Below are 14300 nucleotides of genomic sequence, written 5' to 3'. Positions count from 1 at the left end.
GGGGCATTCTAACCTAATGGGTTTTAGATGGCATATGAAACGGCATCATGTCGCAGACAAGCGGGCTTCATGACGGCGTCAGCGGTGATCGTGCCGGTCTCATCGCGCCGCAATCTCAATCGAACATGAACAGGGCATCATTGCTGAACTGCCCTTCGAACCGGCCCGCCGGCATCGGCCGACCGAACAGATAACCCTGTACCTCGTCGCAACCGTGCTCCCTCAGGAAATCCAGTTGCTCGTGGGTTTCCACACCTTCGGCGATCACCGCCAGGTTGAGGCTGTGGGCCATGGCAATGATTGCCCGGGCAATTTGTGCATCCTGCTCGCCGCTGGGCAGGCCATCGACAAAGGTGCGGTCGATCTTCAGAACGTCGATCGGGAACTGCTTGAGGTAGTTGAGCGATGAGTAACCGGTACCGAAATCGTCGACCGCAATGCTCAGGCCGAGGTTTTTCAGGCCGTCGAGGATCTGCATCGCCTCGCTGACTTCGCGCATCAGGATACTTTCGGTCAGTTCCAGTTCCAGGCACGCCGGCGGCAGGCCGGTTTCCCTGAGGATGGTGGCGATACGCGTACCGAGCTGGCCGTCGGAGAACTGTCGCGCCGAGATGTTCACCGACACCTTCGGCACCCGTAGCCTGGCCTGATGCCAGGCCTTGAGTTGACGGCAAGCTTCGCTGATCACCCAGTCGCCGACATCCACCACCAGCCCGAGCTCTTCGAGCACCGGAATGAAATCCCCTGGCGGTACCAGCCCGCGGCGTGGATGGCGCCAGCGCAACAGTGCCTCGGCACCGGTCAGGCGCTTGCCGTCACCGCTGAACTGCGGCTGGTAATACAGCACGAATTCGTTCTGTTCCAGGGCATGGCGCAAGTCGCTTTCCAGCTCCAGACGTTCCAGCGCACTGGCGTTCATGTCCGCCTGATAGAACTGGAAGTTGTTCTTGCCACGCTCCTTGGCGTGGTACATCGCAGTGTCGGCATTCTTCATCAACTGGCTGAGTTCGTTGCCGTCCTGCGGGCTCAGGGCGATGCCGATACTGGCCGTGACGAAGAACTCGCGGCCTTCGAGCACGAATGGTTTCACCAGGCTGGCGAGAATCTGTTCGGCCACATGGATGGCCCGGTTCAAGGCGATTTCACGGTTGGCTCGCGGTTGCAGGAGCAAGGTGAATTCGTCACCGCCCATGCGCGCCACGGTGTCGTCATCGGCGACGCAACCGAGCAGACGCGTGCCCATTTCCTTGAGCATGCGGTCGCCGGCGGCGTGGCCCAGGGAGTCGTTGATCGGTTTGAAACGGTCAAGGTCGAGGAACATCAGCACCACCCACGACTTCTGCCGTTCGGCCGATTGCAATGCCGTGTGCAGGCGATCCTGGAACAGTGAACGGTTGGGCAGGTGGGTCAGGGCGTCGTAGTAGGCGAGGCGGTGAATCCGTTGCTCGCTGGCCTTGCGCTCGCTGATGTCGCTGAAGAAACACACATAACTGGCCAGGTCGCCTTCGTCGTCGAGTACGGCGGTGATCCCGACCCAGGCCGGGTAGTGCTCGCCGTTGCGACGCTTGAGCCAGACCTCGCCTTCCCAGGTGCTGTGCTGGCCCAATTGCTTGAGCACGTAACGCAGATGGGCTTCTTGCTGGTCGTCGACGGTCAGCATGTTCGGCAGTTGGTCGAGGACCTGCTCCACGGCGTAACCGCTGACACGGCTGAAGGCTTCGTTGGCCTGGACGATGTAGCCGGCCGGGTCGGTGATCAGGATCGCCGAGGTCGAGTGTTCGAATACCGTGGCGGCCATGCGCAGGTCTTTTTCGGCCCGGCGTTGCTGGCTGATGTCGCGGCCGACGCCGAGTACACCTTCGAACGTACCGTGTTCGTCCCAGACCAATACCAGGCGCAGTTCGATCGGGATCTTGCGCCCGTCGGCCCGCAGGCAATCGAACAGGAACAGTTGGGTTTGCACCTGGCTGCGTAACAGCGCCAGTTGGTCCGGATGATCCAGCGCTTTGCTGACCCGGTCCATCAGGTGGTAGATGCCGGTCAGCTGTTGCGGGTTGGCGATGGTCGATTGCCAGCCGTTCTGGAAAATCCACTCGGCGTCGTAGCCCAGCACTGCTAGCACCGAAGGGCTGACGTAATTGAGGTTAAGGCGGCTGTCGGTGGAGAAGATCACGTCGCTGATGCTTTCGGCAAGCATGCGGTAGCGCTGCTCGCTGTCGCGCAGCGATTCGCTGGCTTCGATCTGGTCGGTGATGTCCTTGGCCACGCCGATGATCCGCGTGACCTGGTCGTCCATGTCCCGCGCCAGTGCCTGCTCGCGAATCTCGAAGCGTCGCCACTGGCTGTCCCGATGGCGGAAGCGCAACTGGCATTGCATCAACTGGCGATAACCGGCCTGGCGCTGGATCTGGCGAGAGCGGTGGTAATAGTCGGCGTCTTCGGGATGCAGGAGGATTTCCCAGAAGTATTCGCCCATCTGGTGCAGTTCAGTGCGGTTGTAACCCAGGGTCTGGCCTAGATGGTGGTTGCTGTAGATCATGCGCTGGCTGATCACATCCTGCACATACAGATGATCCGGCACGGTGCGCACCACGTCTGACCAGAATCCTTCGCGCTCCTGTAGCGACAGCTCGATGAGCTTGCGACTGGTGATGTCAGTGATACTCAGGATCACCGCATTGTAGTCTTCCGGGGTTTGCGGCAGGCACAGCACCAGCCACAGGTGCTGGACGCGACCGCTGGCGTCCTGCAGCTTGATTTCCAATTCAAGCTGTTGCTGCTGGTTGAGCATCGCGTCGAGCACCTGGTTGCCGATGGCGGTGCCGTCCTGCGGATTACCGTCGATCAGCAATTTCCAGGCTTTGTCGGCGCTATCGACATTAAGCAGTTGCAATGCTACCTGGTTGACCTCGGTGATCCGCAGTTCCTTGAGCAATGGCCGGCGTTGTTCCGGGATCGCCAGCCACGCTTGCAGTTGCTCGCTGTCCTGCAGTTGTGCTTTGTCGAAAAAGACCTTGAGTCCGGACATATCGAGGACACACAAGGCTACACCGGTGCCTTCGAAAATGTCCTGGTAACGCCGGCGGCCTTCATTCAACTGGCGCTGGCGCCGGCGCGTGTTCAGCAAGGCGAGGAACGGCAGCATGGAAAACGCCAGGCCCAGCAGACATTTGCCGATGAACGCCGGCAGCAGCTCTTCCAGCACGCGCTGACGGTCGAACAGGCCGCGCAATTGCCAATCGCTGCTGCTCAGCGGAACCGTCAGCACGCTGTTGGCGACATCGTCGTCGGTCAGCGTGCCCGGGTTGACCGAGGGCAGCGCTTCGTCGCGACTGATGATCTGATGATTGATGCGGTTCTCCACCAGCCACAACGGGCGGCCACCGGCCTCGCGTTGCTTGGTCAGGGACGAAAAGAAGGTGGGCGTCAGGCGCAGGACCCAATAGCCTCGGGAACTGCCGCTGGCCTGATGCAACAGTAAATGCACCACGGAACCGTCGGTGGCGTTGCTGAAGTAGTGCGCCTGGGCGTGGCTGCGGCGTACCAGTTCACCCAGGTAGTTGTTGTCATCGCTGTCGGGAGCGCTGTCACTGATGACTCTTCCCGAGGGGCTGAGCAACGCCAGGCTGCGCAGATCAGGCAGTGACTGTTGCAGCTTGCGCAACAGGGCCTGCAGTTCATCGGCGCCTTGAGGTTGCTCGACAATCGGCAACAGATTAAGGGCGATCTGCGCGTTGAGCGTCATGTTAAGGCTGACCTGCGCGGCCAGATCGGCGGCGTAGTCGATGGTGTACTGACGCTGATTCTTCTGGGTTTCGCGCAACTGGTCGAGCAATTGCCAGAACAGCAGGGCCAGCAGCAATAATACGAGTGTCGCCAAGGTGCCCTTCAAAGTTCCGCGCAGGGGGGAGCCGGGCGCTGTGGCCGGCGCGCTGGAAGTCAGAGGCGGAGGGACAATGGACAAGCTGTAATCCTGCGGTTTGGCTGGACTGGCGCGACGTGCACTATAAGCCGGACGCCCGAAGGGCGGCTAGCATGCCTTGAGTTGTGGCTAAGTGCCAGCCCCTGTCCGTCGGCTGGACTGCCACCGGTCATTAAGGTAGCTTTGCGGGTTACGCGGGAGCGTTCCAGCTCCTAGACTCAGACTTTTTTCAGCGCGCACGTCTTGATCTCCTCAAGCGGGCGACGCGCACAGTCTGGCCGGGCATTGCCTGCGCTCCAATCATTCATCAGTCACTGACCCTAGGTTCTCCATGGCTCAATACGTATTCACCATGCATCGGCTGGGCAAAGTTGTTCCGCCGAAGCGGGAAATCCTGAAAAACATTTCTCTGTCGTTCTTCCCCGGCGCCAAGATCGGCGTGCTCGGCCTCAACGGTTCGGGTAAATCCACGCTGCTGAAAATCATGGCTGGCGTCGACACCGAGTTCGAGGGCGAAGCCCGTCCGATGCCGGAGCTGAACATCGGCTACCTGCCCCAGGAACCACAACTGGATCCGACCAAGACCGTGCGTGAAGTGGTCGAGGAAGCGGTCAGCGTGATCAAGGACGCCCAGGCTCGCCTGGACGAGGTCTACGCCGCCTACGCCGATCCGGATGCCGACTTCGACAAGCTGGCTGCCGAACAGGCCAAGCTCGAAGCGATCCTGCAGGCCAGCGACGGCCATAACCTGGAGCGTCAGCTGGAAGTCGCCGCCGATGCGCTGCGTCTGCCGGCGTGGGATGCCAAGGTTGAAGTCCTCTCCGGTGGTGAAAAACGCCGTGTGGCCCTGTGCCGTCTGCTGCTGTCCGCACCGGACATGCTGCTGCTCGACGAACCGACCAACCACCTGGACGCCGATTCCGTTGCGTGGCTGGAGCACTTCCTGCACGACTTCCCGGGCACCGTGGTCGCGATCACGCACGACCGTTACTTCCTGGACAACGTTGCCGGCTGGATTCTGGAACTCGACCGCGGCGCGGGCATTCCGTACGAAGGCAACTATTCGGGTTGGCTGGAAGCCAAGTCCGATCGTCTGGCTGCCGAATCCAAGCAGCAGTCGGCCCACGAAAAAGCCATGAAGGAAGAACTGGAGTGGGTGCGCAAAGGCGCCAAGGCCCGCCAGTCGAAATCCAAGGCTCGTTTGCAACGCTTCGAAGAAATGCAGTCGCAGGAATTCCAGAAGCGCAGCGAAACCAACGAGATCTACATCCCGGCCGGTCCACGCCTGGGCGACAAGGTTATCGAGTTCAAGAACGTCACCAAGGGCTATGGCGACCGCGTGCTGATCGACAACCTGTCGTTCTCCATGCCTAAAGGTGCCATCGTCGGCGTTATCGGCGGTAACGGTGCCGGTAAGTCGACCCTGTTCCGCATGCTGATGGGCAAGGAAACGCCGGATTCGGGCAGCATCGAAGTCGGTGAAACCGTGCAGCTGGCTTGTGTGGATCAGAGCCGTGAGGACCTGGACGGCAGCAAGACCGTGTTCCAGCAGATCTCCGACGGTTCCGACCAGATCCGCATCGGCAACTACGAAATCCCGTCGCGTACTTATGTCGGTCGCTTCAACTTCAAGGGCGGCGATCAGCAGAAGTTCGTCAAGGACCTGTCCGGTGGTGAGCGCGGTCGCTTGCACCTGGCCCTGACCCTGAAAGAGGGCGGCAACGTCCTGCTGCTCGACGAACCGTCCAACGACCTCGACGTCGAAACCCTGCGTTCCCTGGAAGAAGCCTTGCTGGACTTCCCGGGCGCCGCCATTGTGATCTCCCACGACCGGTGGTTCCTTGACCGCGTCGCGACGCACATCCTGGCGTACGAAGACGACTCGCAAGCGGTGTTCTTCGAAGGTAACTACAGCGAATACGAAGCTGATCGCAAAAAGCGTCTTGGCGAAGCAGCTGCCCAGCCGCATCGTGTACGTCACAAAAAACTGGCCTGATTTCGGGTTGGTTGCATAAAGAGCGGAGCCTTCGGGCTCCGTTTTTTTTGCGCGTTTTTTCAGTGATACCGCGGCGCATTCATCGCGAGCAAGCTCGCTCCCACAGGGTTTTGTGAAGGGCCAAATCTCAATTCAGCAGAAGATCCCCTGTGGGAGCGGGCTTGCTCGCGAAGGCGGTGTTACTGATGGTGCATTGCTCGAATGGTGAATCCCTATTCAGGTGCAGAATGAGTCAAAAAATCGGACTTATTTATATCCTGTGCACCATTTAATTTCATGAATGCGACATTCTGCTCTGTTCCTGTGCGTGAATCGTTTGTTACAGTCCGGCTCAATCTCCTCCAACGACAATAAATTTGCCGAGACTTTTCCATGATCGAATCCGTCGAATCCTTCCTTGCGCGCCTGAAAAAACGCGACCCGGACCAACCCGAATTTCACCAGGCTGTCGAAGAAGTCCTGCGTACCCTATGGCCGTTTCTTGAAGCCAATCCGCATTACCTGACGTCCGGCATCCTGGAACGCATCTGCGAGCCGGAGCGGGCGGTGGTGTTTCGCGTGTCGTGGGTCGACGATCAGGGCAAGGTCCAGGTCAATCGTGGTTTCCGCATCCAGATGAACAGCGCGATCGGCCCGTACAAGGGTGGCCTGCGTTTCCACCCGTCGGTGAACATGGGCGTCCTGAAATTCCTTGCGTTCGAGCAAACCTTCAAAAACTCCCTGACCTCGCTGCCCATGGGCGGCGGCAAGGGCGGGTCGGACTTTGATCCGAAAGGTAAAAGTGATGCGGAAGTCATGCGCTTCTGCCAGGCCTTCATGAGCGAGCTGTACCGCCACATCGGCGCCGACGTTGACGTACCGGCCGGTGATATCGGTGTCGGCGCGCGGGAAATCGGTTTCCTGTTCGGCCAGTACAAGCGCCTGAGCAACCAGTTCACCAGCGTGCTGACCGGCAAAGGCCCAAGTTACGGCGGCAGCCTGATTCGCCCGGAAGCCACCGGTTTCGGTTGCGTGTACTTCGCCGAAGAAATGCTCAAGCGTCGCGGCCTGGCTGTGGAAGGTAAGCGCGTAGCGATCTCCGGCTCCGGCAACGTCGCGCAATACGCGGCGCGCAAGGTCATGGACCTGGGCGGCAAAGTGATTTCGCTGTCCGACTCCGAAGGCACGCTGTATTGCGAAAGCGGTTTGACCGAGGAGCAATGGCTGGCGGTGCTGGAACTGAAGAACGTACAGCGCGGGCGTATCCGTGAACTGGCCGGCCGTTTTGGTCTGGAGTTCCGCGCAGGTGAGCTTCCGTGGAGCCTGAGCTGCGACATCGCGCTGCCGTGCGCGACGCAAAACGAACTGGATGCCGAAGCCGCTCGCACCTTGCTGCGCAACGGCTGCATCTGCGTGGCCGAAGGCGCGAACATGCCGACCACCCTTGAGGCGGTGGACCTGTTCATCGAGGCGAACATTCTGTTTGCGCCGGGCAAGGCATCCAACGCCGGCGGCGTGGCGGTAAGCGGGCTGGAAATGTCACAGAACGCCATGCGCCTGGCGTGGACCGGTGGCGAGGTGGACAGCAAACTGCACGCGATCATGCAGTCGATTCACCACGCTTGCGTGCATTACGGCGAGGAGAATGGCCGGGTCAACTACGTCAAGGGCGCGAACATCGCCGGCTTCGTCAAAGTCGCCGATGCCATGCTGGCCCAAGGTGTTGTTTAAGTCGGTTCGATACGGATCACTTCTATCAGTTGATCCCCGGCGGGGCGCTGCCACAGCACTTCGTCGTTGAGTCGTGCGCCGAGCAGCGCCCGACCCAACGGTGAGCTCCAATTGATCAGGCCGTGGGCGGCATCGGCCTGATCTTCGCCCACCAGTTGTACCCGGCGTTCGGTGGCGTGTTCATCGGCGTAGGTCACCCAACTGCCGATCTGCACTTTCTCGGTCGAAGTCGCGGCGGGTACCACCTGAGCGCTGCCCAGGCGCTGCTTGAAGTAACGCAAATCACGTTCGAGATCCGCCAGGCGCTGCTTGTCGGCCTGTTCGCCTTTTGCCGATTGTTCGGCGTGCAGGGATTGCAGTTCGGCGACTTTTCCCTGCAACAGGTTCAGGCCTTGCGGCGTGACGTAATTGGTCTGCGCGCTGACCTGCCGTTCGACTGGCTGATCGGCTTGCGCGGCGGCGCTATCTTCATTGACGAAGGCACGGCTCATGGAATTCTCCCGGTATAGGATTTAGGGCATGATCGCAGGCATTTGGTTTCACTGGATGTCTGAAAGCGACTTACGGCGAGTGATAGTCTGTCTGCAACCGACGATTCTCAGTGGGAGCGAGCTTGCTCGCGATGAGGGACTGACATTCAACAAGTGTGCTGGCTGAAAGGCCGCCATCGCGAGCAAGCCCGCTCCCACAGGGTAAGTGGTGTGTCAGGTCAGTAGTGATACCACTTCAGCTCAAGCATCACTTCGTTCTCGGCGGTCGCCAAATGGCTGAACTCGCGCCGGGCACTCAAGCGCAGTCCGAGATTGCGGGATATTTCCCATTGCTGATTCAGGCTCAGGCTACGGCGCACCTCGCCATTGGTGAAGAAATCCCCCTTGGCTTCCAGGCTCAAATTGCCCAGCGGGTTTTTCCACAGCACACCACTGTTGAACCCGGCGGCCGGGGCAATGAAAGCGGCGAAATCGTTGTTGTGCTCGATGCGCACAGTGCCCAGGGCAAATCCGAGCAGGTCATCGCCCAGTTGCCAGGTGCCACCGCCACCGCCGTTGACGTGGCTGACCAGGGTTTGGTCATCGTGCTTGCCCGGCACTCGCTCAAGACCACCGGTGACTTGCCATGACAGCGGTTGCAGCAGCTCGTTACGCGGGGTCAGGGAGCGAATCGTTGCCAGGTCCAGTTGTTGCACTTGCCATTCATTGCTTTCGTACTGGCGCAGTTTCAATTGCAGGATTTCGATCTGCGCGCCAAGGGGAAAGCTTTCGTTGTTGTCGTTGAGGTCGTGATAAGCCATGCGCAAGCCGTACTCGCCAAAGGCTTTATCTCCACGGCTGCCGAGGCCGAGCTGCCAGGTGCGGGACTCGTGACCGTCTTCAGGCAGGCCCGGTTGCGGGATATCCAGCTCCGGCGCCGGGTTCTGGTTGATGGCCCGCAGCAGTTCGAAGCTGCGCTGAGCGCGTACCGGGTCGCGTTCCTGGCCATTGGCGCGGTAACGCTCCAGACGATAGGCCGCATCGATGATCAGCGCCTGACGGTCGCGGGCTTGCGCCTTGAACGCCGGGTCCTGCAATTGTTTCTGATCGGTGCTGACTTTCAGCACCCACTGTTGCTCTTCAGGGTTCAACGGCTCGGCGCGGCTGAGCAACTCGCGTTCCCGGGACGGACGATACAGGATCGATTCCACCAATCCGGCATTTTTCACGGCTTTGACGGTGTCGGTCGGGATGGCGGTGAGCGGGAATTGCTCGGTCAGCCGCAGGCTCGGTCGGGCCACTTGCAGCAGTTCCAGCAAGCGGTATGAGCAGTTTTCGTCGAAGAAAAAATAGTCGAACTTGATCTGCTTCAGCTCCCAGACGTGCTCGACCATGCGCGCGGTTTCCTGTTGCGTCAGGTTCAGGCGGTACTCCCACAGGTCGCGGTTTTCCAGGCTGCGGTATTCCGAGAGCTTTTCCTGATAGGGCACCATCGCGAACAGGCCGGGATAGCCGCCCATCAGGCCTTTCCAGGCATAGATGATGCTGTTGTCCGAGCCCTCGATGTAGGCGCCGAAGTTGATCGCGTAACTGAGCAGCGAAGTCTTGTCACTCTTCACCTCGGCCTGGTCGATGCGCAACAGGGTATGGCCGAACATCGAGGACGGGCTGTTCAGGTAAGCCGCCGGGAAGATCATCACCGCGCTGTCGGGCGAGACATCCTTGAACCATTGCTTGAACCCGGCGCAGTCCGGCGTCGGCAGTCCGGCCAGGCCGAGTTGCTCTTTCAGCCAGCGGGTGCGGGCCGGGTAGACGCATTGAGCGTGTGTTTCACCGGCACTGGCCGGGGCGTACAAGGCTTGTACAGTCGCCGCCAGTTCATGGTCCGGATGTTCATTGCCGTCAGCGGCGAGGAAGAACTTGCGGTCACTGACATAGCTGCGCCAGCCGCCAAGCTTGGCGGTTTCGTAATGGCCCAGGGAAATCCAGAAAGGGTCGTTGGCCAGTTGCTGCAAACGTTGTGGGTCGATGTGAGACGCGGCGGATAGCGGGGCGCAGACACACAGCGCCAGCCAGGCAAGGCGGTTGAGCATAGAAGGCAACTTAAACAGGAAAAAATAAAGACCCAACGAGGTGGATGTCGCTGCCTGTAGGAGCTGGCAAGTCAGCTCCTACAGGCAGCGACATTACCCAAAGAGGGGCAGGTCCAAAAAACAAAACCCGCTTCCCGAAAGAAGCGGGGCGGGTCGAGCTTAAGCCTGAGTCGCGTACTTGGCCAGACGAGGGTCGGCTTTGAGCACGGCCAGGGTATTGGTATGCACGTCTTCTGCGGTCACGTCAGCCTTGCTGAAGATCTGCTGGAAGTGCTCGTGAGTGACGGCGGCGAAGTGCGCACGGTCTTCCGGCGCCACGCCTAGTACCACGGCATAGGTGGTCAGCGCTTCGCCCTGACCCTTGGCCATGTCTTCGGACAGCTCGTTCATCATGCCATTCATGGCAAACCAGGATTTGCCGCCATAGGTCAGCGCCGCATTGGTTGCGCAACCGTTGGTGCCGGAGGTCATGCCGAAGGTTGCGTTGCCGGAGGTGCCGTTGGTGGTAGATGCCAGGAAGTGAGCTGGAGTACCACGCTGACCTTCGAACAGCATGTTGCCCCAACCGCAATCCGGACCGCCAGGCGCTTGCGCCATGGCATTGATGGATACAGCGGTGAAGAGAGTACCAAGAAGAATCCGTTTCATAGCTTTGTTCTCTTTGTGTGCGTACCAATAGACAAGGGAGTCTGGCCCCGGCTCTGCATGCAAACTGCCTGCGCGACGATCATGCTGCGTTGAAAGCAGGTTCGGAATGCTCATGTAGGCCCCTACACTCCGCTCCCTCGCCTGCCTTCGCCTTGCCTGATCGCCGCTCGGCGAGTATTCCTGCAGACCCTTCCGGTGCCAGTGGGCCGGTCATTAGTCCAGCCGCGCAGTTTGGAGTTTAGGCACGATCACAGGGTTGCGTGATTTTTTGCAAAACATTCATGGAAAACGGCGGCGCAAGCCCGGCCCGCCTGGGGTTGGCCGATTGACGGTGCTCAGGCCTGCGGCGCTCCTTGCCAGTCGGGTATGGGCGGCGCCAGAATGCTGTCATCTGCCCCGCCTGATTGTTAAGGAAGCCCGATGCCTGATCCTGTTGCTGCCAGCTTGCGTCTAGCGCCCGAAGCGCTGACCCGTCCGTTTTCCGCTGAACAGTTCAGCTTCTCTACCACCAATGATCTGGAGCCCTTTCGCGGTGTGCTTGGCCAGGAACGTGCGGTCGAAGCCTTGCAGTTCGGTGTGGCCATGCCACGCCCTGGTTACAACGTATTCGTCATGGGCGAGCCTGGTACTGGCCGGTTCTCGTTCGTCAAACGCTACCTCAAGGCCGAAGGCAAGCGCCTGCAGACCCCGGCGGACTGGGTCTACGTCAACAACTTCGATGAACCGCGCGAACCACGTGCCCTGGAGTTGCCGTCGGGCACTGCCGGTAACTTCATTGGTGATATCAATGGTTTGATCGACAACCTGCTGGCGACATTTCCGGCAGTATTCGAGCATCCGTCCTACCAGCAGAAGAAAAGCAGTATCGACCGCGCCTTCAACCAGCGCTACGACAAGGCCCTGGACGTCATCGAGCGTCTGGCGCTGGAAAAGGAAGTTGCGCTGTACCGCGACGCCAGCAACATCGCTTTCACCCCGATGAGCGACGGCAAGGCGTTGGACGAAGCTGAGTTCGCCCAGTTGCCGGAAGCCGAGCGCGAGCGCTTTCACGAGGATATTTCGGCACTGGAGGAGCGCCTGAACGAAGAGCTCGCCAGCCTGCCGCAGTGGAAGCGCGAGTCGAGCAACCAGTTGCGTCATCTGAACGAAGAAACCATCACCCTGGCTTTGCAGCCATTGTTGTCGCCATTGTCGGAGAAGTATGCCGAGAACGCGGCGGTATGTGGTTATCTTCAGGCGATGCAGGTTTACTTGCTCAAGTCCGTGGTCGAGCAGTTGGTAGACGATAGCAAGACCGACGCTGTCGCCCGCAAGTTGCTGGAAGAACAATACGCGCCGAGCCTGGTGGTTGGTCACTCGGCAAGCGGCGGTGCGCCGGTGGTGTTCGAGCCGCACCCGACCTACGAAAACCTTTTTGGCCGGATCGAATACAGCACCGATCAGGGTGCGCTTTACACCACCTACCGCCAACTGCGTCCGGGTGCCCTGCACCGGGCCAATGGCGGTTTCCTGATCCTTGAAGCGGACAAAATGCTCAGCGAGCCGTTTGTGTGGGATGCACTGAAACGCGCCCTGCAATCACGCAAACTGAAAATGGAATCACCGCTGGGTGAACTGGGCCGCCTGGCCACCGTGACCCTGACTCCGCAACACATTCCGTTGCAGGTCAAAGTCGTCATCATCGGTGCCCGTCAGCTGTATTACACGCTGCAAGACCTCGATCCGGACTTCCAGGAGATGTTCCGCGTCCTGGTGGATTTCGACGAAGACATCCCGATGGTCGACGAGAGCCTGGAGCAGTTCGCCCAGTTGCTCAAAACCCGTACTTCCGAAGAAGGCATGGCGCCGCTGACCGCCGATGCAGTGGCACGCCTGGCGACTTACAGCGCACGTCTGGCCGAGCACCAGGGGCGTTTGTCGGCGCGCATTGGCGATCTGTTCCAACTGGTCAGCGAGGCGGATTTCATTCGCCACCTGGCGTCCGACGAAATGACCGACTCCGGGCACATCGAACGCGCGCTCAAGGCCAAGGCTACCCGCACCGGTCGTGTGTCAGCGCGGATTCTTGATGACATGCTGGCCGGGATCATCCTGATCGACACCGCGGGCGCGGCGGTCGGCAAGTGCAATGGCTTGACGGTGCTGGAAGTCGGCGACTCGGCTTTTGGTATACCGGCGCGGATTTCCGCCACGGTGTACCCGGGCGGCAGCGGTATCGTCGATATCGAGCGCGAGGTGAATCTCGGTCAGCCAATCCACTCCAAAGGCGTGATGATCCTTACCGGTTATCTGGGCAGCCGTTACGCCCAGGAGTTCCCGCTGGCGATTTCCGCGAGCATCGCCCTGGAGCAATCCTACGGTTATGTCGATGGCGACAGCGCTTCTTTGGGCGAGGCTTGCACCCTGATCTCGGCCTTGTCGAAAACCCCGCTCAAGCAGTGCTTTGCCATCACTGGTTCGATCAACCAGTTCGGCGAGGTGCAGGCGGTCGGCGGAGTCAACGAGAAGATCGAGGGCTTCTTCCGTTTGTGCGAAGCCCGCGGGTTGACCGGCGAGCAGGGGGCAATCATTCCTCACGCCAACGTCGCCACCCTGATGCTCGATGAGAAGGTGCTGGCGGCGGTGCGTGCGGGTCAGTTCCATGTCTACGCGGTCCGTCAGGCCGACGAAGCCTTGAGTCTGCTGGTCGGCGAGCCGGCCGGCGAACCGGACGAGAATGGCGAGTTCCCTGAAGGCAGCGTGAACGCGCGGGTCGTGGAGCGCCTGCGGGTTATCGCGGAAATGATCAGCGAAGATGATCTCAAGGAAGCCGAGAAGGAGTTGGCGCAAGAGGCTTTGGCGGAAACCAAGCCGGCCTGATGCATCGTTGATTTGAAACTGTGCAATCCCCTGTGGGAGCGAGCAAGCCCGCTCCCACATTTGTTTGTGTAAACACTGGAAAAGCGTCGTCGAACTGACGTCAATATTCACACTATGACCATTCGGCGCCTTTCGGTCTTGCCTCGGCCTGCAAGCCAGACTTTTCTTCTATTCTCTGCTCAAGGATATCGACGTAATCACAGGATCGAGACAGCCTTCCCATGGGGGCTGAACACCGGATCTACCGAGGGTCGCCGCCATGTCGCGCAACCTCTGCCTCACCCGTCAATGCCTGGGCCTTGTGACCCGTATCGAATGTGCCATCCGCCCATTGGCGGGAGATACGGGCATGTGGACTCTGCTGTTCGCCGCCGGAATGGCCGGTGAACAACCTTCGGCCATCAAGGCCCAAGGCCCGTTCCACGGTCCGTTCGTCGCTGAATCAATCCTCGACACCATCGTTGAAAGCCTGACCCTGCACGGCTACGAGTTGGCCGACGATCCGCAAATCTGGTGCCTGCACCTGCAAGCCCAACTGCGGGAAATCAACGGTGGTCGCTGCCGAAATATGGGCGGCTTCGAGTTTCACCCCGAGCACTGAG

General features: G+C 60.0%; 8 protein-coding genes. 4 read left to right on the top strand and 4 right to left on the bottom strand.

Annotated features, from left to right (window positions below; genetic code table 11):
* Positions 1-115: 115 nt before the first annotated feature.
* On the bottom strand, positions 116-3964 hold the full coding sequence (locus tag AC3WTM_RS05565; protein WP_102672637.1) for a bifunctional diguanylate cyclase/phosphodiesterase: 3849 nt from the start codon (positions 3962-3964) through the stop codon (positions 116-118).
* Positions 3965-4253: 289 nt separating this feature from the next.
* On the opposite strand from AC3WTM_RS05565, the gene ettA reads away from it, so the two are divergent.
* Together ettA and gdhA are read left to right on the top strand one after the other, a co-directional pair.
* Positions 4254-5918, top strand: coding sequence for an energy-dependent translational throttle protein EttA (gene ettA / locus AC3WTM_RS05560; protein ID WP_090451500.1), 1665 nt, complete (start codon positions 4254-4256; stop codon positions 5916-5918).
* A gap of 372 nt (positions 5919-6290) precedes the next feature.
* The gene (gene gdhA / locus AC3WTM_RS05555; protein ID WP_102672636.1) at positions 6291-7628 is read left to right on the top strand and encodes an NADP-specific glutamate dehydrogenase; all 1338 of its coding nucleotides are present in this window, start codon (positions 6291-6293) and stop codon (positions 7626-7628) included.
* On the opposite strand, the gene AC3WTM_RS05550 is transcribed toward gdhA, so the two are convergent.
* From AC3WTM_RS05550 to AC3WTM_RS05540, 3 genes are all read right to left on the bottom strand, one after another.
* Positions 7625-8119 carry a GreA/GreB family elongation factor gene (locus AC3WTM_RS05550; protein WP_057713229.1) on the bottom strand — a complete coding sequence of 165 codons (495 nt, stop codon included), beginning with the start codon at positions 8117-8119 and terminating at the stop codon, positions 7625-7627. The genes gdhA and AC3WTM_RS05550 overlap by 4 nt on opposite strands.
* A 218-nt stretch (positions 8120-8337) precedes the next feature.
* The gene (locus AC3WTM_RS05545; protein ID WP_102672635.1) at positions 8338-10191 is read right to left on the bottom strand and encodes an Lnb N-terminal periplasmic domain-containing protein; all 1854 of its coding nucleotides are present in this window, start codon (positions 10189-10191) and stop codon (positions 8338-8340) included.
* Positions 10192-10350: 159 nt separating this feature from the next.
* Positions 10351-10839, bottom strand: a complete 489-nt coding sequence (locus AC3WTM_RS05540) for a DUF3015 domain-containing protein (protein ID WP_102672634.1) — start codon at positions 10837-10839, stop codon at positions 10351-10353.
* Between the two features lie 420 nt (positions 10840-11259).
* Here AC3WTM_RS05540 and AC3WTM_RS05535 point away from each other — a divergent pair, with 420 nt between their 5' ends.
* Positions 11260-13698: a Lon protease family protein gene (locus AC3WTM_RS05535; RefSeq protein ID WP_102672633.1), complete on the top strand. Its 2439-nt coding sequence runs from the start codon at positions 11260-11262 to the stop codon at positions 13696-13698.
* A gap of 259 nt (positions 13699-13957) precedes the next feature.
* Complete coding sequence (locus AC3WTM_RS05530) at positions 13958-14299, top strand: PA4575 family protein (protein ID WP_008052055.1); 342 nt, start codon at positions 13958-13960, stop codon at positions 14297-14299.
* Position 14300 lies beyond the last annotated feature (1 nt).

It is taken from the genome of Pseudomonas sp. EU05-FHT14B02 (genome assembly GCF_058791055.1).
Note: the sequence above shows the minus strand (reverse complement) of the source record. Positions and strands in the feature narration are given on the sequence as shown.

Bases quoted from the DNA above. Each gene is read 5' to 3' on its own strand.
- ettA (WP_090451500.1), top strand. From the start codon at position 4,254: ATGGCTCAATACGTATTCACCATGCATCGGCTGGGCAAAGTTGTTCCG.
- gdhA (WP_102672636.1), top strand. From the start codon at position 6,291: ATGATCGAATCCGTCGAATCCTTCCTTGCGCGCCTGAAAAAACGCGAC.
- AC3WTM_RS05550 (WP_057713229.1), bottom strand. From the start codon at position 8,119: ATGAGCCGTGCCTTCGTCAATGAAGATAGCGCCGCCGCGCAAGCCGAT.
- AC3WTM_RS05545 (WP_102672635.1), bottom strand. From the start codon at position 10,191: ATGCTCAACCGCCTTGCCTGGCTGGCGCTGTGTGTCTGCGCCCCGCTA.
- AC3WTM_RS05540 (WP_102672634.1), bottom strand. From the start codon at position 10,839: ATGAAACGGATTCTTCTTGGTACTCTCTTCACCGCTGTATCCATCAAT.
- AC3WTM_RS05535 (WP_102672633.1), top strand. From the start codon at position 11,260: ATGCCTGATCCTGTTGCTGCCAGCTTGCGTCTAGCGCCCGAAGCGCTG.
- AC3WTM_RS05530 (WP_008052055.1), top strand. From the start codon at position 13,958: ATGTCGCGCAACCTCTGCCTCACCCGTCAATGCCTGGGCCTTGTGACC.